This is a genomic window from Micromonospora sp. CPM1, assembly GCF_023896895.1.
GTDB lineage: Bacteria > Actinomycetota > Actinomycetes > Mycobacteriales > Micromonosporaceae > Micromonospora > Micromonospora tulbaghiae.
On the sequence record NZ_JAMHIU010000042.1, the window covers coordinates 1 to 20,233 of the forward strand.

General features: G+C 73.6%; 22 protein-coding genes. 12 read left to right on the top strand and 10 right to left on the bottom strand.

Annotated features, from left to right (window positions below):
* Window positions 1–172: 172 nt before the first annotated feature.
* The 5 genes from M8C11_RS29065 to M8C11_RS29085 form a co-directional block, all read right to left on the bottom strand.
* The gene (locus M8C11_RS29065) at window positions 173–814 is read right to left on the bottom strand and encodes an SRPBCC family protein (RefSeq protein WP_252454591.1); all 642 of its coding nucleotides are present in this window, start codon (window positions 812–814) and stop codon (window positions 173–175) included.
* Window positions 811–1,176, bottom strand: coding sequence for a helix-turn-helix transcriptional regulator (locus M8C11_RS29070; RefSeq protein ID WP_120569558.1), 366 nt, complete (start codon window positions 1,174–1,176; stop codon window positions 811–813). The genes M8C11_RS29065 and M8C11_RS29070 overlap by 4 nt, the downstream gene beginning before the upstream one ends.
* Window positions 1,177–1,273: 97 nt before the next feature.
* Window positions 1,274–1,948 (bottom strand): peptidoglycan recognition family protein, encoded by a 675-nt coding sequence (locus tag M8C11_RS29075; RefSeq protein ID WP_252454592.1) that lies wholly within the window; start codon window positions 1,946–1,948, stop codon window positions 1,274–1,276.
* A gap of 71 nt (window positions 1,949–2,019) precedes the next feature.
* Complete coding sequence (locus M8C11_RS29080) at window positions 2,020–2,766, bottom strand: lysozyme (protein ID WP_252454593.1); 747 nt, start codon at window positions 2,764–2,766, stop codon at window positions 2,020–2,022.
* Window positions 2,767–2,892: 126 nt separating this feature from the next.
* A complete protein-coding gene (locus M8C11_RS29085; protein ID WP_252454608.1) occupies window positions 2,893–4,383 on the bottom strand; it encodes an NAD(P)/FAD-dependent oxidoreductase in 1,491 nt (496 codons plus the stop codon).
* On the opposite strand from M8C11_RS29085, the gene M8C11_RS29090 reads away from it, so the two are divergent.
* The 8 genes from M8C11_RS29090 to M8C11_RS29125 all read left to right on the top strand — a co-directional run bounded on the left by M8C11_RS29090 (window position 4,342) and on the right by M8C11_RS29125 (window position 11,632).
* Window positions 4,342–4,692, top strand: a complete 351-nt coding sequence (locus tag M8C11_RS29090) for a YciI family protein (RefSeq protein WP_071094667.1) — start codon at window positions 4,342–4,344, stop codon at window positions 4,690–4,692. The two genes, M8C11_RS29085 and M8C11_RS29090, sit on opposite strands and share 42 nt — an antisense overlap.
* Window positions 4,689–5,897, top strand: coding sequence for an RNA polymerase sigma factor (locus M8C11_RS29095; RefSeq protein ID WP_252454594.1), 1,209 nt, complete (start codon window positions 4,689–4,691; stop codon window positions 5,895–5,897). Before M8C11_RS29090 ends, M8C11_RS29095 begins: the two co-directional genes overlap by 4 nt.
* Before the next feature lie 138 nt (window positions 5,898–6,035).
* Window positions 6,036–6,842, top strand: coding sequence for an ABC transporter ATP-binding protein (locus M8C11_RS29100; protein ID WP_071094671.1), 807 nt, complete (start codon window positions 6,036–6,038; stop codon window positions 6,840–6,842).
* Window positions 6,839–7,555 (top strand): ABC transporter ATP-binding protein, encoded by a 717-nt coding sequence (locus M8C11_RS29105; RefSeq protein ID WP_071094673.1) that lies wholly within the window; start codon window positions 6,839–6,841, stop codon window positions 7,553–7,555. The genes M8C11_RS29100 and M8C11_RS29105 overlap by 4 nt, the downstream gene beginning before the upstream one ends.
* Before the next feature lie 12 nt (window positions 7,556–7,567).
* Entirely contained in the window at window positions 7,568–8,446 is an 879-nt protein-coding gene (locus M8C11_RS29110) for a branched-chain amino acid ABC transporter permease (protein ID WP_071094675.1), read from the top strand.
* Window positions 8,443–9,588 carry a branched-chain amino acid ABC transporter permease gene (locus M8C11_RS29115; protein WP_071094676.1) on the top strand — a complete coding sequence of 382 codons (1,146 nt, stop codon included), beginning with the start codon at window positions 8,443–8,445 and terminating at the stop codon, window positions 9,586–9,588. Before M8C11_RS29110 ends, M8C11_RS29115 begins: the two co-directional genes overlap by 4 nt.
* A 50-nt stretch (window positions 9,589–9,638) precedes the next feature.
* A complete protein-coding gene (locus tag M8C11_RS29120; protein ID WP_252454595.1) occupies window positions 9,639–10,910 on the top strand; it encodes an ABC transporter substrate-binding protein in 1,272 nt (423 codons plus the stop codon).
* Between the two features lie 95 nt (window positions 10,911–11,005).
* Window positions 11,006–11,632 carry a TetR/AcrR family transcriptional regulator gene (locus tag M8C11_RS29125; RefSeq protein ID WP_071094679.1) on the top strand — a complete coding sequence of 209 codons (627 nt, stop codon included), beginning with the start codon at window positions 11,006–11,008 and terminating at the stop codon, window positions 11,630–11,632.
* Window positions 11,633–11,694: 62 nt separating this feature from the next.
* On the opposite strand, the gene M8C11_RS29130 is transcribed toward M8C11_RS29125, so the two are convergent.
* The 4 genes from M8C11_RS29130 to M8C11_RS29145 form a co-directional block, all read right to left on the bottom strand.
* Window positions 11,695–12,282 carry a cysteine hydrolase gene (locus M8C11_RS29130; protein WP_071094681.1) on the bottom strand — a complete coding sequence of 196 codons (588 nt, stop codon included), beginning with the start codon at window positions 12,280–12,282 and terminating at the stop codon, window positions 11,695–11,697.
* A gap of 10 nt (window positions 12,283–12,292) precedes the next feature.
* Window positions 12,293–14,380, bottom strand: coding sequence for a glycogen debranching N-terminal domain-containing protein (locus M8C11_RS29135; protein WP_252454596.1), 2,088 nt, complete (start codon window positions 14,378–14,380; stop codon window positions 12,293–12,295).
* Window positions 14,373–14,741 (bottom strand): SCP2 sterol-binding domain-containing protein, encoded by a 369-nt coding sequence (locus M8C11_RS29140; protein ID WP_252454597.1) that lies wholly within the window; start codon window positions 14,739–14,741, stop codon window positions 14,373–14,375. The genes M8C11_RS29135 and M8C11_RS29140 overlap by 8 nt, the downstream gene beginning before the upstream one ends.
* An 83-nt stretch (window positions 14,742–14,824) precedes the next feature.
* A complete protein-coding gene (locus M8C11_RS29145; protein ID WP_252454598.1) occupies window positions 14,825–15,241 on the bottom strand; it encodes a MarR family winged helix-turn-helix transcriptional regulator in 417 nt (138 codons plus the stop codon).
* A 106-nt stretch (window positions 15,242–15,347) separates the two neighbouring features.
* Here M8C11_RS29145 and M8C11_RS29150 point away from each other — a divergent pair, with 106 nt between their 5' ends.
* From M8C11_RS29150 to M8C11_RS29160, 3 genes are all read left to right on the top strand, one after another.
* Window positions 15,348–17,129, top strand: a complete 1,782-nt coding sequence (locus M8C11_RS29150) for an ABC transporter ATP-binding protein (RefSeq protein WP_374669357.1) — start codon at window positions 15,348–15,350, stop codon at window positions 17,127–17,129.
* 103 nt (window positions 17,130–17,232) lie between these two features.
* On the top strand, window positions 17,233–17,790 hold the full coding sequence (locus tag M8C11_RS29155) for a M23 family metallopeptidase (protein ID WP_091417541.1): 558 nt from the start codon (window positions 17,233–17,235) through the stop codon (window positions 17,788–17,790).
* 79 nt (window positions 17,791–17,869) lie between these two features.
* Window positions 17,870–18,499 carry a VOC family protein gene (locus tag M8C11_RS29160; protein WP_252454599.1) on the top strand — a complete coding sequence of 210 codons (630 nt, stop codon included), beginning with the start codon at window positions 17,870–17,872 and terminating at the stop codon, window positions 18,497–18,499.
* A gap of 11 nt (window positions 18,500–18,510) precedes the next feature.
* Here M8C11_RS29160 and M8C11_RS29165 read toward each other — a convergent pair whose 3' ends face one another.
* A complete protein-coding gene (locus tag M8C11_RS29165; RefSeq protein ID WP_252454600.1) occupies window positions 18,511–19,332 on the bottom strand; it encodes a hypothetical protein in 822 nt (273 codons plus the stop codon).
* 343 nt (window positions 19,333–19,675) lie between these two features.
* Here M8C11_RS29165 and M8C11_RS29170 point away from each other — a divergent pair, with 343 nt between their 5' ends.
* A complete protein-coding gene (locus M8C11_RS29170; RefSeq protein WP_252454601.1) occupies window positions 19,676–20,221 on the top strand; it encodes a hypothetical protein in 546 nt (181 codons plus the stop codon).
* Window positions 20,222–20,233 lie beyond the last annotated feature (12 nt).

The following is a 20,233-nucleotide window of genomic DNA, read 5'->3' on the forward strand; positions in this document are numbered from 1 at the left end:
ACAAGTCGACGCCACGGCACACCAACTGACAGCGGCCAGATCTTGCATGAGTCACCCATAGATCACCAACGTCGAACCCTACCGATACCAACCTCCCGGAACCGGCCCACCTATAGAAGCGTCGACGGGGAGAGGGAGAGGGAGAGGGGGAGGGGGAGGGCGGGGGAGGGGGTTAGGGGGTGGGGGCGCCTGTGTAGAACGCGGTTACTCGGGTGCCTGCGGTTTGTGCCTGCTCGGTGGGGGTGCCGGCCTCGATGCTTGCCCTCGTCCAACTGTTGCTGGACTCGGTGACGAAGCGCAGGCCCTCGGGTGAGGCCATCCAGTCGGCTGCGGCGGCCGGGTCGACGCCCGTGCCGTCGGCGGCGAAGTGGGAGGCCAGGCCGACCAGCGCCAGGTCCCAGCCGATGCCGACCGCGCCCGGACCGTACTCGGCCCACCGCTGGTCGTCGACGTGCGCGACGTGTTCCAGCTCGAAGCGGGTACGCCCCGGTCCCGCCTCGCGCAACCGCACCTCGATCCAGCTCACCTCGCCGCCGAACTCCCAGGTTGCGGCGAAGCCGTGCGGCGGGTCGCAGCGTTCGACGGTGCCGACGGCGTTGCCCTCCAACTGGTAGCGGCCGCCGAGGCTCAGGTCACCGGAGACCGGCAGGAACCAGCGGGGTATGCGTTCCGGGTTCGTGCAGGCGTCGAAGACGTCGGCGACCGGCGCGTCGTACGTCTGGGCGATGGTGAGCACCCGCGCCTGCCCGGCGGGGAGCGTACGGGCGCCGATGTGGCGCTCGACGGCGCTGATCTGTCCGGTCACGTCGATCATGGGTCGGTCCTCTCGTCGTCGGTGGTGTCCTCGCGCAGCCGTCGTTCGCGGCGGCCCCGGGCCAGCTCGGTGGCGAGCGCCGCCAGTGGCGGCGTCCAGAAGCGGCGGAACCCGTCCAGCCATGCGTCGATCTCGCGCAGCGGGCCGGGGTCCACGGCGTAGAGCCGGCGGGTGCCGTCGGCGCGCACAGTGGCGAAGCCGTGCTCGCGCAGCACCTTGAGGTGCTGCGAGACGGCGGGCTGGCTGATGCCGAACTCGCGCCGCACGGTCTCGCCGAGCGCGCCGGCGGGTTGCTCGCCGTGGGCGAGCAGTTCCAGGATCCGGCGGCGGACCGGGTCGCCGAGGACGTCGAAGGCGTGCACGACCCATGTATATCAGGCGACGCTTATATAAGCGAGGAATAACGCTGACACGACGCGGGGCGCCCGTCGCACCCGGGCGCCCCGCGTACCCCCGTGGTCAGCCGCCGAGACGGGCGGCGACGGTACGGCGCAGCTCCGGCAGGCGGCCGTGCAGCAGGCCCGGGCACTGCGTGTCGTTGAAGTCCTTGTGCCCGTAGATCTCGGTGGGCGCGATGCCGTACTGCTGGCAGGTGAACGCGCAGAACGTGACCAGGCTGCTCCACAGCGCCTGCGGCGGCTGCACGTCCACGTAGATGCCGTCGTTCTCGATGCCGATGGCCTGGCTGTTCTGCCCGACGCAGTGCGCGCCCTGCACCATGGTCTGGCCGTGCAGCAGCGCGTAGAGGCTGCCGTGCCGGCCCTCGGTCAGGTAGCCGCCCCGGCTGTTGGTGAAGTGCTGCCCGGAGTCGAGCCAGCCGTTGCTGTCCATGTGCAGGTTCTGGATGTCGCGGGAGTTGCGGTACGCCTGGGCGAGGCTGTAGTCGGTGGTGTTCGGGAACGCCGTGTGGTGGACGATGATTTTGTTGGGCCGGCTGGCCACCACGCTCACTGGCGACGAGGGCGGGCGGGCGCCCCAGGTCGCGCAGTTGGCGATGGTCGGCTGGTCGACCCGGGTGGCGGCGGCCCGCGCGTCGGGGCCGGAGCCGATCTGGGTCAGCGCGCCGACGCCGGCGGCGGCGCCGAGCAGGACCGCGCCGCGCAGCACGGTCCGCCGGGGGACATGGGCAGGCATCGCAGCCTCCTGGGGAAGAGAGACGGCCGGGCGTGGCGGGACCGGCACCGCCCGCCACGCCCGTGCCGGGGTCAGCAGGGTCCGTTGCAGGCCAGGACGCGCAGCCGGTCGAGCGAGCCGTTCCAGACGTTCTGGTCACCGGGGAAGACCCCGGAGGAGGACCACTGCCAGAACGAGTACGTGCTCCAGCCGGCCGGCAGCGTGCCGACGCTGCTGGAGTACCTGGCGATCCACAGCGGGTTGTTGGCGGCGAACTGCGAGGTGTTGCCGGTGCAGGTGCTCCACCAGTCGGTGGTGGTGTAGATGGTGGCCCACCGGCCGGTGCGGGCGTAGTACTGGTTGACGAACGAGGCGATCCAGCTGCGCATCGACGCCTGGCTCAGCCCGTAGCAGGTCGCGCCGTACGGGTTGTACTCGATGTCCAGCGCGCCGGGCAGCGTCCGCCCGTCCTTCGACCAGCCGCCGCCGTGGTCGACGAAGTAGTTGGCCTGGGTGGCGCCGCTCGTGGTGTCCGGGCGGGCGAAGTGGTACGAGCCGCGGATCATCCCGACGTTGTACGAGCCGTTGTACTGCTGCGCGAAGTACGGGTTGGTGTAGTACGTGCCCTCGGTCGCCTTGACGTACGCGAACCGGGCGCCGTTGGCCCACGCCCCGGACCAGTTCACGTTGCCCTGGTAGCTGGACACGTCCATGCCGGGCAGCCCGGCCGGGGCGGCGCCGGCGGGGGCCGCCCCGAACAGGGTCGCCGCGGCGACGGTGGCGGTGGCGAGCAGCGCGGCTCCGGCCGCGCGCAGCGCCGATCGGATCGAACGGTGCATCTGTCCTCCCTGGGGGTTGCCGCGCTCCGGCGGCGGGAGTATGACGAAAGGAACTGTCGTCATTAGGTCACAGGGCGGAGAAACTTTTCAATAGATTGCATCGAAGAATCTCACTGGATAGGGTGCTCAGCCGAGCTGGGCGAGCGCCTCGGCGGCGGCGCGCTCGCCGGCGGTCACCGCGCCCTCCAGGTAGCCGTTCCACCGGGTCGCCGTCTCGGTGCCGGCCCAGTGCACCCGGCCCGCCGGCGTCCGCAACTCGGGGCCGTACGCACACCACGCGCCGGGCGGCAGGACGCCGCAGAAGCAGCCGCGCGTCCACTCGTCGGCCGACCAGTCGTACTCGACGAGGTCGTCGGGGCGCGCGGCGGCCGGGCCGAAGATCGCGGAGAGCGCCTCGCGCAGCGCGTCCCGGCGCGCGTCGTCCGGCAGCCGGCGCAACGCCCGGGCCTGTGCCCCGTAGCTGAACGCGGTGAGCACCCCGCCCGGCGCGTCCGGCAACGAGTTGTCCACCGTCTCGGTGAGCGGCCCGGTGTCGGTGCTGGACACGCCGGAACGGCCGTCGGCGCGCCAGAACGGCTCCGGGTAGAGCGCGTGCACCTTCAGTGCCACACCCATCGGCATCCGCTGGGTCAGCCCGTCGCGCAGCGGCGGCAGCGGCGGGTCGTACCGGATGCGCCCGGCCAGCGCCGGCGCCAGCGCCACCACCACCGCGTCGCCGCGGTACGTCTCGCCGCCGGCGCGCACCCGCACGCCGTCGCCGTCCTGCGCGACGCCGTCCACCGGCGCGCGCAGGCACAGGCTCCCCGGCGGCAGCGCGGCGGCCATCCGCTCGGCCAGCACGGCCGGGCCGCCGACCAGCCGGTCCTGCTGGGCGCCACCGGCCATGCGCAGCAGCGACCGGGTGCCGCCGCCGCTGCGCAGGTAGAACAGCATGTGCAGCAGCGAGACCTCGTCCGGTGAGGCGGCCAGCAGCCCACCGGCGAGCAGCCGGCCCGCGTACCGGGCGGTGACCGGGTCGGCCGCGCTCGCGTCGAGCCAGCCGCCCAGCGTGATCCGGTCCCACCGGACCGCGTCGTCCGCCCGCCACGGCGCGGCCGGGTCGAGCCCGGCCGCCATCTCGTCGAGCGTGCCGAGCAGCCCGGACAGCCCGGGCGGTTCGCCGGTGGCCGGGCGCCCGCCGAGCAGCAGCGTCGGCGCACCGTACGCGGGGGAGGGAAAGGTGGTCAGGCCGTACGCGGCGACGAGCGCGTACATCCGGTCCTGGGTCGGGCCGATCCACTGCGCGCCGAGATCCAGCCAGCCGCCGCCGGGCAGCGGGCGGCTCAGTGTCCGGCCGCCCACGCGGTCCCGCGCCTCCAGCAGCCGCACCTGCGCGCCGGCCGCGTCCAGCGCGAGCGCGCAGGCCAGGCCGGAGAACCCGGCGCCCACGACGACGACCCGGTGGCGGCGCACGCGTCGGCGTACCCCGCTCCCGGCCGGATTCACCCGGACCGGCGTGTCGAAACGGGCGCCCACCGTTCGTGTGGAGGGTGAAGGGACGGCGCGGGGCCGTCCGGCGGTGACGAGGAGAAGCCGATGAAGCAGTACCTGATCAGCATGTACCAGCCGGCCGGCCAGGGCCGTCCGGACCCGGAGTTCCTGGCCGGGGTGATGCGCGAGGTCGAGGCCATCGGCCGGGACCTGCGGGAGGCCGGGTGCTGGGTGTTCGGCAACGGCCTGCACGACCCGCAGACCGCCACCGTGCTGCGCCCGGCCGGTGACGAGGTGCTGGTCACCGACGGGCCGTTCGCCGAGGGCAAGGAGTACCTGGGTGGCGTCACCGTCATCCGGGCGCCGGACCTGGACGCCGCGCTGGACTGGGGCCGCCGCTACGCCCTGGCCACCACGCTGCCGATCGAGGTCCGCCCGTTCCAGGGCGAGGGATGACCGACGTCGAACGCGTCTTCCGGGCCGAGTACGGCCGCGCGGTAGCCGTCCTGGTCCGTCTCCTCGGCGACATCGACCTCGCCGAGGAGGCGGTCCAGGAGGCGTTCGCGATCGCCGTGACGCGCTGGGCCGCCGACGGACCGCCGCCCAGTCCGGCCGGCTGGATCATCACCACCGCCCGGAACCGGGCGATCGACAGGTTGCGGCGCGAGGCGACCCGGGAGGCGCGGCACGCCGAGGCCGCCCTGCTGCACGCCGCCGACGACCCGCCCGCCGAGGAGGGGCCCGTGCCCGACGACCGCCTGCGCCTGATCTTCACCTGCTGCCACCCGGCGCTCGCCGCTCCCGCCCGGGTGGCGTTGACGCTGCGCCTGCTCGGCGGCCTGAGCACCGCCGAGATCGCGCGGGCCTTCCTGGTGCCGGAGACGACGATGGCCCAGCGCCTGGTCCGGGCCAAGGCGAAGATCCGCGACGCCGGTATCCCGTACCGGGTGCCGCGCGACGCGGACCTGCCGGACCGGCTGCGCGGGGTGCTCACCGTGGTGTACCTGATCTTCAACGAGGGGCACACGGCGAGCGCGGGGGAGCGGCTGGGCCGCGCCGAACTGGGCGCCGAGGCGATCCGGCTGGGCCGGCTGCTGGTGACGTTGATGCCGGACGAGCCGGAGGCGCTCGGCCTGCTCGCGCTGATGCTGCTCACCGAGGCGCGCCGCGCCGCCCGGACCGGCCCGGACGGGGTGCCGGTCTCGCTGTCCGAGCAGGACCGCGGCCGGTGGGACCGGGAGTTGATCGCCGAGGGGCAGGAACTGGTCCGCCGGTGCCTGCGGCGGGGCCGGCCCGGCCCGTACCAGATCCAGGCCGCGATCGGCGCGGTGCACGCGGACGCGCCCACCGCCGCCGCCACCGACTGGGGGCAGATCCTGGCGCTCTACGACCAGTTGACGGCCGTCGCGCCCGGGCCGGTGGTGGCGCTGAACCGGGCCGTCGCGCTGGCCGAGGTACGCGGACCGGCGGCCGGGCTGGCCGCTGTGGACGGTCTGGACCTGGGCGGCTACCACGTGTGGCACGCGATCCGGGCCGACCTGCTGCGCCGCCTGGACCGCCCGGCGCAGGCCCGGGCGGCGTACGACGCGGCGATCGCCGGGACGGGTAACGCGGCGGAGCAGACGTTCCTGCGCCGCGCCCGCGACCGCATGCCGAGATGATCACACCGACAGTGCACGTTGGAGGCCGGTAACCCCGGCGAATGAACCGTGATCGTCGGGGCATTGACGCGGCGGCAGAGAAAAGTACACTCCCGGTGTAATTAGTTTTCCCGCTCCGTCGACCGGCACGAGGTGACGATGAGCCCACCGGCCACAGCCGCCGACGGCCTGGCACTGCACCACGTCGGCGTACGTTTCGGCGGCCTGGTCGCCCTCGACGACGTCTCGCTGCGGGTGCCGCCCGGCCGGGTCGTCGGCGTGATCGGGCCCAACGGCGCCGGCAAGACCACCCTGTTCAACGTGGTCTGCGGCTTCGTCCGGCCGACCGAGGGTTCGCTCACCCTGGACGGCCGGCCGTTCCGGCCCAGCCCGCACGCCCTCACCCGGCTCGGCATCGCCCGCACGCTCCAGGGCGTCGGGCTGTTCGCCGGGCTCACAGTGCTGGAGAACGTGGTCGCCGGCGCGAGCCACACCGCCCGCGCCGGCTTCGCCTCCGCGCTGTTCGGCCTGCCCCGCAGCGACAACGACGAGCGGCGGCTGCGCGCGGCGGCGCTGGACCTGCTCGCCGAGCTGGGCATCGGGAAGTACGCCGACGCGGCGCCGGCCACCCTGCCGTACCCGGTCCGCAAGCGGGTCGCGCTGGCCCGCGCGCTGATCGCCCGCCCCCGGCTGCTGCTGCTCGACGAGCCGGCCGGCGGTCTCGGCGCCGACGACGTGGCCGAGCTGGCCGACCTGGTCCGCGCGCTGCCCGAACGCGACGACGGCTGTGCCGTGCTGCTCGTCGAGCACCACATGGACCTGGTCATGTCCGTCTGCCACGAACTGGTGGTGCTCGACTTCGGCAAGGTGATCGCGGCCGGCCCGCCGGAGCGCATCCGCGACGACCCCCGGGTCACCGAGGCGTACCTGGGCGCCGACGTGCCGACCGAGGGGAGCACGCTGTGACCGCCGTGCTGGAGGTCGAGGCGCTCAGCTGCGGCTACGGACCGGTGCCGGTGCTGCGCGACGTCGCGTTCACCGTCCCGGCCGGCACCGTCACCGCCGTGCTCGGCGCCAACGGCGCGGGCAAGACCACGCTGCTGCGTACCCTCTCGGGTCTGCTCCGGCCCACCGGCGGCCGGGTCCGGTACGCGGGCGAGGACCTGCGCGGCGTCCGGGTGGAACACCTGGTCCGGCGCGGCCTCGCGCACGTGCCGGAGGGACGCGGCGTGGTGACCGAGCTGACGGTGGCGGAGAACCTGCGCCTGGGCGGGCTGTGGCGGCGCGACCGGGCCGACGCCCGGCGCGCGCTGGACGAGGTGTACGAGCTGTTCCCCGCGCTGGCCCGCCGACGCGACCACGCCGGACACCAGCTCTCCGGCGGGGAACGCCAGATGCTCGCGATCGGCCGGGCGCTGATCGCCCGTCCCCGGCTGCTGCTGCTCGACGAGCCGTCGCTCGGGCTGGCGCCCAAGGTGGCCGCGCAGATCATGGCGCTGCTGCGGCGGCTGCGCGACGAACGAGGGCTCACCGTGCTGCTCGTCGAGCAGAACGTGCGCACCGCGCTGTCCGTCGCCGACCAGGGCATCGTCATGTCGCTCGGGCAGGTCGTGACGGCCGCGCCGGCCGCCCGGCTGCGCGACGACGACCAGCTCCGGCACGCGTACCTCGGATTCTAGGAAGGGGCGCGGATGGAGCGGTTCTGGTTCCTCACCTTCGACGGGCTCGCCGCCGGGGCGGTCTACGCGGCGTTCGCGCTCGCGCTGGTGCTCATCTGGCGGGCCGCCCGGGTGGTCAACTTCGCCCAGGGCGCGATGGCCGTGGCCACCGCCTACGTCGGGTACGCGGTCGTCTCCGCCACCGGCTCGTACTGGCTGGGCCTGGCCGCCGCGATCCTGTCCGGACTGGCCCTGGGCGCGCTGGTGGAGCGGGTGCTGATGCGGTTCGCCGGCCCCGGCGGCCCGCTCAACCAGGTGATCGTCGCGCTCGGCCTGGTGCTCGTCATCCAGGCGGTGCTCGGCATGGTCTTCGGCAACGACTACCGGCCCGCCCCGGCGCCGTTCGACACCGACGCGCTCACCATCGCCGGGGTGGCCGCGCTGTCCCCGTACGACCTGTGGGTGCTCGGCTCGGCGCTCACGGTGGTGGCGCTGCTCGCGCTGCTGTTCACCCGTACCCCGGTCGGCCTGCGGATGCGGGCCGCCGCGTTCGCCCCCGAGGTGTCCCGGCTGCTCGGCGTCAGCGTCGGCCGGATGCTCACGCTGGGCTGGGCGCTCGCCGCCGGGGTCGGTGCGCTGGCCGGGATGCTGGTCGTCCCCACCGGACTCGGCCTGCACTCGCACGCCATGGACCTGGTCTTCGTGGTCGCGTTCACCGCCGCCGTGGTCGGCGGCCTGGACAGCCCGGTCGGCGCCGTCGTCGGCGGCCTGCTGGTCGGGCTGATCCTGTCCTACGTCACCGGCTACCTGGGACCGGACACCACCCCGCTGGCCGTCCTGGTGCTGCTGCTGGCCGTCCTGCTGGTCCGCCCCGGCGGGCTCTTCTCCGCGGCGAGAGCGAGGCACGTGTGACGAGCACCCCCACCGAGGTCGCCCCCGCCGCACCGTCGGCGCTGCGGCGGCTGCTCCCCGGCGCACCGGCCGGACGCGAGGCGCGCGGCTCCACACTGCTGCGTCACCTGGCGGTGGCCGTGTTCTTCGGCACGCTCGTCGTGCTGGTCACCAACCAGCTCGCGCCGTACCAGAACCTCCAGGTGGCGCGCGTCTGCGCGTTCCTCTGCGTCACCGCCGGGCACACCGTGCTGGTCGGGCTCAACGGCCAGCTCTCCCTCGGGCACGGCGCGCTGATGGCCACCGGCGCGTACACCATGGCCCTGACCCAGCAGGCCCTCGACGAGCGGGCCGTACGCGGCTGGTGGACGCTGCCCGCGTCGCTGCTCGCCGCCGTCGCGGTGACCGCGCTCGGCGGGCTCGTGGTCGGGCTGGCGGCGGCCCGGCTGCGCGGGCCCTACCTGGCCGGCGTGACACTGGCCGTGGCGACGCTCGTCCCGGCGGTCACCACGATCTTCACCGGCGTGTTCAACGGCGAGCAGGGACTGCCGTTCCCGGCGCAGACGCCACCGGCGGCGCTCGGCGCCTACTTCCAGCCGGAACGCTGGCTGGCCTGGATCGCGCTGGCCGCCGCGCTGCTCACCATGCTGCTGCTGGCCAACCTGGTGCGCAGCCGCTTCGGCCGGTCCCTGCGGGCGGTCCGCGACGACGAGGTCGCGGCCCGGCTCGCCGGCATCCCGGTGGCCCGCACGCAGGTGCTCGCGTTCGTGGTCAGCGCCGCCTGCGCCGGCCTGGGCGGCGGCGTGTACGCCATGCTCACCGCCACCGTCGCGCCCGGCAAGTTCCCGCTGGACCTGTCGCTGTTCCTGCTCATGGCGATCGTGATCGGCGGCCTGGGCAGCCTGGCCGGCGCGGTCTGGGGAGCGGTGCTGCTGGTGGCGCTCCAGGACCTGCCCGGCCTGCTCACCGAACACCTCGACCTCTCCGCCGGGCTGGCCCAGCGGCTGGAGGGCAACCTCGCGCTCGCCGTGTTCGGCCTGATCCTCATCGTCGTCATGCTCGCCGCCCCGGGCGGCCTCCAGGGCGGTGTGCGCGCCGTCGGCGCCCGGCTGCGCGCGGCCGTCCGCAGCCGGCGCGCGCCCCGCCGGTCGCCGGACCGCTGACCCCACCGGTTCCACCCACCGTTCGCACCGTCGCACCGGATTGGAGAACCATGCGCCCCACCACCCGCCGCGTTCTCGCGGCCGCCACCGGCCTGGCCCTGCTGGCCGCGTTGCCCGCCTGCGCCGACGACGAGAAGCAAGCCGCCGAGAACGTCCCCGGCGTCAGCGACTCCGAGGTCGTCATCGGCACCCACCAACCGCTCACCGGACCGGCCGCGCCCGGCTACTCGAAGATCTCCGCCGCCACGAAGGCGTACTTCGAGCACGTCAACAGCAAGGGCGGTGTGCACGGCCGGAAGATCGTCTACAAGGTCATGGACGACGGCTACAACCCCGCCAACACCGAGAACGTGGTCCGCAAGCTGGTGCTCGACGACAAGGTCTTCGCGCTGCTCGGCGGCCTGGGCACGCCCACGCACACGAACGTGCTGGAGTTCGTCAAGACGCAGAAGGTGCCGGACCTGTTCGTCGCCTCCGGCAGCCGCAACTGGAACCAGCCGGACAAGTACCCGACCACGTTCGGCTGGCAGCCCGACTACACCGTCGAGGGCAAGATCCTGGCCGGCTACGTCAAGCGGGAGTTCCCCGGCGCGAAGGTCTGCCACTTCGGGCAGAACGACGACTTCGGGCGGGACTCGCTGGCCGGCGTCGAGCAGGTCCTCGGCCCGGTCGCGGCTAAGCAGACGTACACCACCACCAACCAGCAGGTCGGCCCGGCCATCGGCGCGCTGCGCGCGGCCGGCTGCCAGGTGGTCATCTCGGCGACCATCCCCGGCTTCACCGCGCTCGCCATGGGCCAGGCCGCCGGGCAGGGCTTCAAGGCGCAGTGGGTGGTGTCCAACGTGGGCGCCGACTACACCACGCTGTCCGCGCAGCTCGGCGACAAGAAGGTGATCCTCGAGGGCATGGTGGCCGACAACTACCTGCCGAACGTGAGTGACACCGCGAACCCGTGGATCCAGGAGTTCACCAAGATCCACCAGAAGTACAACGCGGGCAACCCGGTCGACGGCAACGCGATCTACGGCTATTCGATGGCGTACACGTTCGTCCAGGCGATGCTCGCCGCCGGGCCCGACCCCACCCGGGAGAAGCTGGTCGAGGCCGTGCGCAAGGGCGGCTTCCGCGGGCCCGGCCTGGTCCCCTTCCGGTACGCCGACGGCGTGCACGCCGGCTACGGCGGCGTCCGGCTGACCAAGGTGAGCAACGGCGCGCAGGAGTACTTCGGTCCCGCGTACACCACCGACGACGGTGACGGCGCGGTCACCGAGTTCACCGAGCCGCCGACGAACCCGCCGGCGGACGCCGTACCGACGTCCTGACCACAGTGCTGTCGCCGGGTGGCCGGGTGCCGGTCGCCCGGCGGCACGCACGTAGAGTGGCCGCCGGCAGACGAGCAACAGGAGAGCCCGTACCCATGATCGAGCTGGAGACCGACCCGCCGGAGCGGGTGGACGGCCGGGCGGCGCGGGCCGAGCGGACCCGGGCCGCGATCGTGGAGGCGCACCTCGCCCTGATCGACTCCGGTGACCTGCGGCCCACCGGGGAACGGATCGCCGAGCGAGCAGGGGTGTCGCTGCGTACGCTCTGGACCAACTTCAAGGACATGGAGACGCTGTTCGCCGCGACCGGGCGGCGGGTCGGCGAGCGACAGGCCGCGCTCTGGCGGCCGGTGCCGCCGGAGCTGCCGCTGACCGCCCGGATCGCCGCGTTCTGCGACCAGCGTGCCCGGCTGCTGGAGGTGCTGGCGCCCTCGGCCCGCGCGTCGGCGCTGCGGGAGCCGTTCTCCCCGCAGCTGCGCCGCAACCGGGAGGCGGCGGTCGCCCGGGTCCGGCAGGAGATCGAGGCGGTGTTCGCCCCGGAGCTGGCGCAGGCCGGGCCGGGCAGGGAACAGTTGCTCGACGCGCTCACGGTGGCCGGCACCTGGTCGGCCTGGTCGATGATGCGCGACTCGATGGGGCTCGACGTCGACGCCGCCCGCGCCGTGATGGCCCGCACGCTCGGCGCGCTGCTGGTCGACGCGATCGCCGCCGGCCTGCGCTGAGCGTCCCGGCGGCCTGCGCTGAGCGCTCCCGCCGGCCTGCGCTGAGCGGTCCCGGCGGCCGGTCAGGCGATCTCGCCGGTGGCGACGACCTCGCCGAGTTGGCCCAGCGTGCTGAGGTAGGTGTCGTGCAGCTCGTCGGTGGCCGCCGTGCACGCGTCGGAGACGGTGACGATGCGGTACCCGTTGTCGACCGCCTGGTAGGCGGTGGCGGTGACGGCCAGGTTCGTCGCGACGCCGGTGAACACGACGGTCCGCACGCCACGGCCGCGCAGGATCAGGTCCAGGTCGGTGCCGGAGAACCCGCCGAGCCGGGTGGAGGTGACGACGACGTCGCCCGGCTGTCGCGCGACGTCCTCGACGATCCGGGTCTTCGGGTCGCCCTCCAGGAACGCCCCGCGCTCCCTGATCATGACGAAGCTGGGGGTGTTGGCGATCAGGTCCGGATAGCCGGGCCGGTAGGCGACCCGGGTGAAGATCACGAGGCCGCCCGCGGCCCGCGCGGCGGCGGCGACCCGGGCCGCGTTCGCCGCCACGCCGTGCCGGGCCACCTGGTCGGCGAAGAACGGGCCGAAGACGCCGTCCGGGCTGACCACCTCGTGTTGCCAGTGGACGCCCACGACCGCGGTGTGCGCCCAGTCGATGCGCTGCATGTCGATCCCGTCACGGTGCGGAGAGCTGCTGCGGAGCCAGCTCGTACCGGCTCAGGCCGCCGGCGGCGGTGCTCCTGCCGAAGGCGTCCAGGCGCCCCCAGCGGCCGGGGACGTCGAGCAACGCCACGTAGTCGAGGCTAGCAGGCAGGGCGGGCCGGGCCACGAGATCGTCGCCGACCGGCCGCAGGCCGAGCATCGTCCGCAGGAGCAGCAGCGGCGCGCCGGCCGACCAGGCCTGCGGGCTGCACGCGGTCGGATACCGGATCGGGTAGCGGGTCTCGGACCGGGCATGCCCGGCGAACGCCTCCGGCAGCCGGCCGTCGTAGAACGCCGCCGCGTCCAGGATGCCCGCCGCGATACGGGCCGCCTCCTCGGCGTACCCGTAGCGCCGCAGACCCCAGGCGATGAACGAGTTGTCGAACGGCCAGATGGTCCCGACGTGGTAGCCGACCGGGTTGTAGCGGGCCTCGCCCTCGGCCAGCGTGCGGACACCCCAGCCGCTGAACATCGCCGGTGACATCAGGTGCCGCACCAGGGCCTCGGCCTTCGGCTCCTCGACGATGCCGCTCCACAGCAGGTGGCCGATGTTCGACGACAGGGCGTCCACCTTGCGGCCGTCGCCGTCCAGCGCCAGCGCCATGTACTCGCCGTCGTCGATCCAGAAGTCGTGGTTGAAGCGGCGCTTGAGGTCGGCGGCGTCCCGCTCCAGCCGGTCCGCGTACGCCGGGTCGTGCCAGATCCCGCGGGCCAGCCGGGCGGTGCGCACCTTCGCGTCGTACGCGTACCCCTGGAGCTCGCAGGTGGCGCGCGGGAAGCCCGGCAGCCGGCCGTCGCGGTAGCAGATGCTGTCCCAGGAGTCCTTCCAGCACTGGTTCTCCAGGCCGTTCACCGGGTTGCGCCGCTCGTAGGAGACGTACCCGTTGCCGGCCCGGTCGGCGTAGTGGTCGATCCAGTCGACGGCCGCCCGCGCCTCCTGCTCCACCGCGCGGACGAGGGCGGCGTCGCCGGTCCACCGCTCGTACTCGTCGAGCAGCACGAGGAACAGGGGAGTGGCGTCCGCGCTGCCGAAGTAGGGGCTGTGCGGTGTCTCGTCGAAGACGGTCGACTCGCCGTAGCGCATCTCGTGCAGGATCCGGCCCGGCTCCTCCTTCCGGAAGTCGTCGATCCGGCTGCCCTGGCGGAAGGCGAGCACGGTCAGCGTGGTGGCGGCGAGTTCGGGTGCGAACGGCAGCGCCTGGAGGCTGGTGAGGATGCTGTCGCGGCCGAACAGGCACATGAACCACGGCAGCCCGGCGGCCAGCACGCACCCGGCTCCGGCGAGGAACGGGCTGAACCGCAGCGCGGCCAGGTCGATGAGGCTCTGCCGGTACGTGTTCTGCAGCGGTCCCCAGCTGGTCTCCAGGCGCGGCGCCCGGTCCAGCCACTCCCGTAGCTCGGCGGGCTTGTCCCGGGCGTGGCCCTCGACCCGCCCGGGCAGGCTGAGCCGCTCCAGCCCTCGGGGCAGGGGGAGGTCCGGCTCGGCGGTCAGCCGGGTCTGCCACCGGCCGTGCGGTTCGATGTGCACGCGCAGCGTCAGGCCGTTCTCGTCCACCTCCGCCGGGGCCGTGGCCGACACGATCGTCTCGCGGCGGTAGCGTTCGCGCTGGTACCCCAGGACGAGTCGCGGGCCGTCGACCCGCCGGTAGTGCCGCCCCCGGCGGTTCGTCGTGCCCTCCTTGACCGCGAAGAGGTCCGCGAAGTCGGCGTCCACCTCGATCCGCACGGTCAGGTCGACGGGCCGCCGGTCGTTGTTGACCAGGAGCAGGTCCTCCTGGAGTCCGGCGTCCAGCCTGTGGGTCCGGCGCACCGCGAGTGTGCTGTTGACGTAGACGTCCTGACTGCCCGGGACCAGGTAGAACCGGTTCTCGAAGTAGTGGATGTCGTCGATGGACAGCGTGCTGAGCCGCTCGCCGTCGATGGTGAGCTGCCAGCGGGACAGCAGACGGGTGTCGTGGGCGAACAGGCCGTGGGTGGCGTCGGCCGCCGGGACGACGTCGCCCGCCCGGTCGCAGACCAGGAAGATCGTCCCGTCGAAGATGCCGACGTGGTCGTCACCCATCGTCGTCCCCCCGATGTCGTTCCGGGCGCGAACCGGGCGGGGAGGGGAACAGCCGGCGTACTGTCGCGAACAGCCGCGGGCTGCCCTCCACCTCGGCCTCACCGCGCAGGACGGTGGTCAGGAAGTACGCCTCGCCCCGCGCGATCCGGTCGAAGACGGCCCGGTCCGCCCGGACGACCGCGTCCCCGCCGGTGGCCTGCCGCGCCGCCGTGACCTCGCCGCGGGCGATGGAGACCAGCCAGTGGTCGACCGAGCCGTCGCCGGCGATGTCGAACCGGACGGTGCCCTCGTGGAGCGCTGTCAGCCCGCGCTGCCCGCGCTGCCCCAGGCTCCGGAAGAACTCTTCGGTGGCGTCGACCATCGGCCCTCCTCCCGATGGCGCTATTCCCCGCCAGGGGGCTTGTCGCCTCACCCGGAACGGGTGAAACCGGGGAAGCCGGAGACCTAGTCCTCGCGCAGCAGGCGCAGGATCCGGGCCAGCTCGGTCCGGTCCTCCGGTGCGAGCGCGCCGAAGAACCGTTCCGCCTCGGTGGCCCGCGCCTGCCGGATGGCGGTGCCCACCCGCTCGCCCTCGGCGGTGGGGGCGACAAGCGTGGCCCGCCGGTCGCCCGGGTCGGGCCGGCGCTCGACCAGGCCACGTTCCTGCAACCCGTCGACCACCTCGGTGGCCGAGCGCGGCGCGATGCGCAGGTGCTCTGCGAGTGCGCCGGGCCGCAGCGCGCCGTGGCGCATCAGCACGCCGAGCGCCCGCGCCTGCCCGGGGCTGATCTCCCACGGCTCCAGCGCGCGTTTGGTCTGGTGCCGCAGTCGGCGGGTCACCGCCCAGAACGTCTCGGCCAGGCCCTCGTCGCTGCCGCTCACGGGAATACGGTAGCAGTATTTCGTGTTGCTCCCTCATGTTGAGGTAACCTCAGCATTGTCGTCAACCTCAGCATCGTCCCCCACATGAGGAGCACCCTTGGATCGCATCCCCGACGGCCGCCGTGACGGCCGAACCGTTTCCTCCGCCGAGAAGGCCCAGGCCCGCGAGGTGTCCCTGCGCCGGATCGGCGGACTGTTCACCGCCCATCGCCGCCCGCTCGCCACCGTGGTGGCGATCATCGTGGCGTCCTCGATCATCGCGATGGCTACGCCGTTCCTGCTGCGTGCCGTGATCGACCGGGCCCTGCCCGAGCGCGACCTGACGCTGCTGGCCTGGCTGGTCGCGGGCATGGTCGCGGTGGCCGCGGTCACCGCCGTGCTCGGCGTCGCGCAGACCTGGATCTCCACCCGCGTCGGCCAGGAGGTCATGCACCGGCTGCGCGCCGACGTCTTCGCCCACCTCCAGCGGCAGTCGATCGGCTTCTTCGTGCGCACCCGCACCGGCGAGGTGCAGTCGCGCATCACCAACGACATCGGCGGCATGCAGGCGGTGGTCACCTCCACCGCCACCTCGATCGCCGCCAACCTCACCACAGTGGTCGCCACCACCATCGCCATGCTGGCGCTGAGCTGGCGCCTCACCCTCGTCTCGGCGGTCGTGCTGCCGCCCGCGCTCTGGCTCACCCGCCGGGTCGCCCGGCTGCGCCGGGAGATCACCGCCCAGCGGCAGCGCGAACTGGCCGACCTCACCGTGACCATCGAGGAGGGGCTGTCGGTCAGCGGCGTACGGCTGGCCAAGACGCTCGGCACCGGCCCGGCCCTGGTCGACCGGTTCACCGCCTCCTCGGCCCGCCTGGTCGACCTGGAACTGCGCTCGGAGCTGGCCGGACGCTGGCGGATGGCGGCCATGAGCATCGTCTTCGCCGCCATCCCCGCGGTGATCTACCTGGGCGCCGGCCTGCCCGGCACCGCCGGCACGCTCACCATCGGCACGCTCGTCGCGTTCACCGCCCTGCAGGGCAACCTGTTCCGGCCGCTGATGGGCCTGCTCAACGTCGGCGTCACGCTCACCGCGTCGCTGGCGTTGTTCGCCCGCATCTTCGAATACCTCGACCTGCCCGTCGAGGTCGCCGAGCCGGCCCGCCCGGTCCCGCTGGACCCGGCCACCGCCCGCGGCCACCTGCGTATCGAGGACGTCACCTTCAGCTACCCGGGCAGCGACACCGCCGCCCTCGCGGGCGTCAGCCTGGACGTCCCGGCCGGCACCAGCCTCGCCCTGGTGGGGGAGACCGGCTCCGGCAAGAGCACCCTCGCCGCGCTGATCAGCCGGCTGCACGACCCGGACGCCGGCCGCATCACCATCGACGGGATCGACCTGCGCGACCTGCGCCCGGCCGACCTGGCCGCCGTCGTGGGCGTGGTCAGCCAGGAGACGTACCTGCTGCACGGCACCGTGCGGGCCAACCTCCGGTACGCGCGCCCGGACGCCACCGACGCCGACATCGAGGCCGCCGCCCGCGCCGCCCGCATCCACGACCTGATCAGCGCGCTGCCCGACGGGTACGACACCATGGTCGGCTCGCGCGGCCACCGGTTCTCCGGCGGCGAGCAGCAGCGCCTGGCGATCGCCCGGACCCTGCTGCGCGACCCGCGGATCCTGGTGCTGGACGAGGCGACGAGCGCGCTGGACACCGAGACCGAGCGCGCGGTCCAGCGGGCGCTGGACGAGCTGGCCCGCGGACGCACCGTGGTGACCATCGCGCACCGGCTCTCCACCGTCCGCGACGCCGACCGCATCGCGGTGCTCGACCACGGCCGGATCGTCGAGTCCGGCACCCACGACGCGTTGCTGGACCGGCGCGGCCGGTACGCCGCCCTGGTCGGCTGACCGTAGGAAAGTTTTGGCCGGGCATTCATCCGTGTAGCTATTTACCCGACGTCCGCGCGGCCCATAGCATCGACCCGGATCACTCGATGCGAGGAGGGGAACGATGTCGCTGATGACCACCGCCGCCCGGTGGCGCGTGCCGGCGCTGCTCACGACCGCTGTCGTCGCCGGGGCGATGCTCGGCGTGCAGCCCGCGCAGGCCGCCCGGCCGGGCTTCCGGATGCCGTTCCTGTGCGGCCAGACCTGGCAGGGCAACAACTGGAACGGGCACAGCCCCGCCCACGCGATCGACTGGAACCACTACGACGCCAACGGCAGTCCCGACGACCTCAACCGCCGGACCGTCGCCAGCGCCGCCGGGACCGTGCTGGAGTCGTACTACTCCACCACCTCCGGCTACGGGAACACCATCGTCATCGGGCACGGCGACGGCTGGCGCACCCGGTACGCCCACCTGAACTCGCGCGCGGTGGCCAAGGGCGACACCGTGAAGCGCGGCGACGTCATCGGCCGGGTCGGCGCGACGTCGGCGAAGTACGACCTCAGCCCGCACCTGCACTACGAGCAGATCCACGACGGCAGCGTGGTGGTGGCGGTCGTCCAGGGCGTGACCTGGTCCGACGGGCTGAAGCGCAACCAGACCAGCACCAACGGCTGCTGACCCGGGACACCCGCCGACCGGGATGAAAACCCGATCCGCAAGACGTGATTTACAGAGCGCCAATGGGTAGAGTGGCGCGGTGCGCAGCGGAGTTCAGGGTCAGGTCCCGGTGCTGAACGTCGGTGACGCCGACGCGGCCGGCCGGTTCTACGCGCTGTTCGGCTACACCGGGCAGCCCGGCGAGGACGGCCGGTCGCGTCTGCGCTGCGGCGACCTGACCCTGCTGATCGTCGAGGGCGCCCCGGCCCCGGCCACGCTGTACCTCCACGTCGACGACGTCGCCGCGACCACCGAACGCCTCGTCGCGGCGGGCCACCGGGTCGAGAACGCTCCCGGCGGCGAGTGCCGCACCGCCGACCCCGCCGGCAACACGATCCTGTTCGCTCACCCACCGGGCGTACCTGCCCCGCAGGCCGAGCCGGACGGGCGACCCGCCCCGGTGCGCCGGGCCGCCCAGGTCGCCGCCCGCCGCGACGGCGCCCCCGGCCACTGCGGGATCGGCGGACCACGAGGCGAGCCCTGCACCGAGCCGGCCGAGGTCAAGCTCGCCGACTCGTGGGGCGACACGGTGTGGGGCTGCCTGACCCACGCCGACGAGGCGCTCGTCAACGCGCGCGGCGCGTTCCTGGCCACCGAGGACAGCACCGGGATCGCCGCGTACCTGGCCGCCCGGCAGGCCCGCCCCGAGACGGCCGCCGTTCCGGGCTGACGCCGCCGGGCTCAGACCTGGGGCGGCTCCGGCTCGCCGGGGCGGGGCCGCTGCCCCGGGGCCGAGCGCGGTGCGGGCGGGGGGAGCAGCGGCTCCAGCGGGGTGAACGACTCCACCGGTCCGTCCGGCCGCGATCCACGCCGCGCCCGTCCCGCCTCGCCCGCCGTCCTCGCCTGCTCCGGCGGGCGGTCGCGCCGGTCGCGTTCCTCCGCGTACTCGGCGCGGCGCCGGGCCAGGTCGCGTTCGCACTCCAGCGCGATGCGCTGCTCCCAGTACGGCTGGAGCAGCTTGCGCACCCGCTCGTCCAGGTGCACTGTGACGTCCGGCTCGCAGGCGAACGTCACCTCGCCGCGCGCGTACGTCCAGGGCGACGGGTCGTCCTCGGCCAGCGCGGCGGTCAACGCGGCGTGCAGGTCGCGCGGGCGGTGCGGCGGCACCTCCACCGCGCACCGGACGGCCAGCCGGTGCAGGCGCTGCGCGGCCTGCTGCTGGAAGTAGTCCACGTACCAGCCGAACAGCTCCGGCCGGGCGGTCTCCGACGACCAGGTGTAGGTGGCGCGGATCAGGAACACGTACACCTGGCCCTGCGCCGGCACCGCGAGCGGCTTCGGTACGCGCCGGTCGACTGTGGTCACCGGCGTCACCGGTTCCTCGGTCCACCAGAGCTGCCGCAGCGTCGGCTGCGCACCGTCCCAGAAGCGCCGGGTCCGCACGCGCGCCGCCTCGCCCAGCGCCCGCGTCCGTACGCTCCAGCGCCGCCGCCAGCCGTCGACCGGCGCGCCGGGCGCGGGCCGGCGGTCACCCGGCCCCGGATCCTCCGGCACCGCGGTCATCGCACCCCCTCCATGCCGGATCGCAGCACCGCGTCCCGCGGCGTCACCGGGACGCGCGGGCCGTCGGGCGAGGGGTGGCCGGACCGCCGTGCGGTCCGCGATCCACGCTAACAACCCCGGCCGGTGTACGCGCGCAGCCGCGCGCACGGCGGTTCCGCCCGGCCGAGGGGGCGGGCGCTGACCGATCGGACGAGCCGTCCCGTAGTCCTATCCGTGGGACTCGAAGCGGGTTCGGTCCCGTTCACGGGACCGACCATCCAGAGTCGATCGGCGCGCCTTGATCCGTGATCGAAGCGCTTCGTAGCGTGAGGCTCCGTGATCCTTTGGGGGAGGACCAGAACGCATGGGTGTTGACGCTCGCCACGCCGCCGGCCGTACCGTGCAGTTCCTGCGGTCCCTCGCCGAGCGGCAGTACGACCGGGTCTGGACCCCGGACTTCCTGCACCTCAGCCCGGACGTGCAGGGCTTCGCCGTGTTCCACCGCGGCGGCCTGGTGCTGGTCTACGGCGCGGTGTCACCCGAGGATCCGGCCCGCTGGGTCTTCCGGATGGCCTGCGTGGCCGGCGCCGACGTGCCGGACATCTCCGGGGCGATGGCGTGGGCGAACATCCGTAACCGGCTGGCCGAGGCCGGGCGCTACTACTGCGTGGTCAAGTCCGACCAGAGCGCCTGCCACGTGGTGTTCGCGCTCGACGTCCGCAGCCCGCTGCTCGACGACGTCACCGCGCCCGACGCGCAGGCGGTGCGGGAACTGCTGCACTTCTCGCTCGCGGTGTGCGTGCACAACGCCGTGGCGGACTTCCGCGACCTGGCGTCCTACCTGCCGGCGCGGCCGCTGGCGCCGACCGAGACCGACGCCTGGACGCTGTTCGCCGGCACCCAGGACTGACCGGACCGTGGC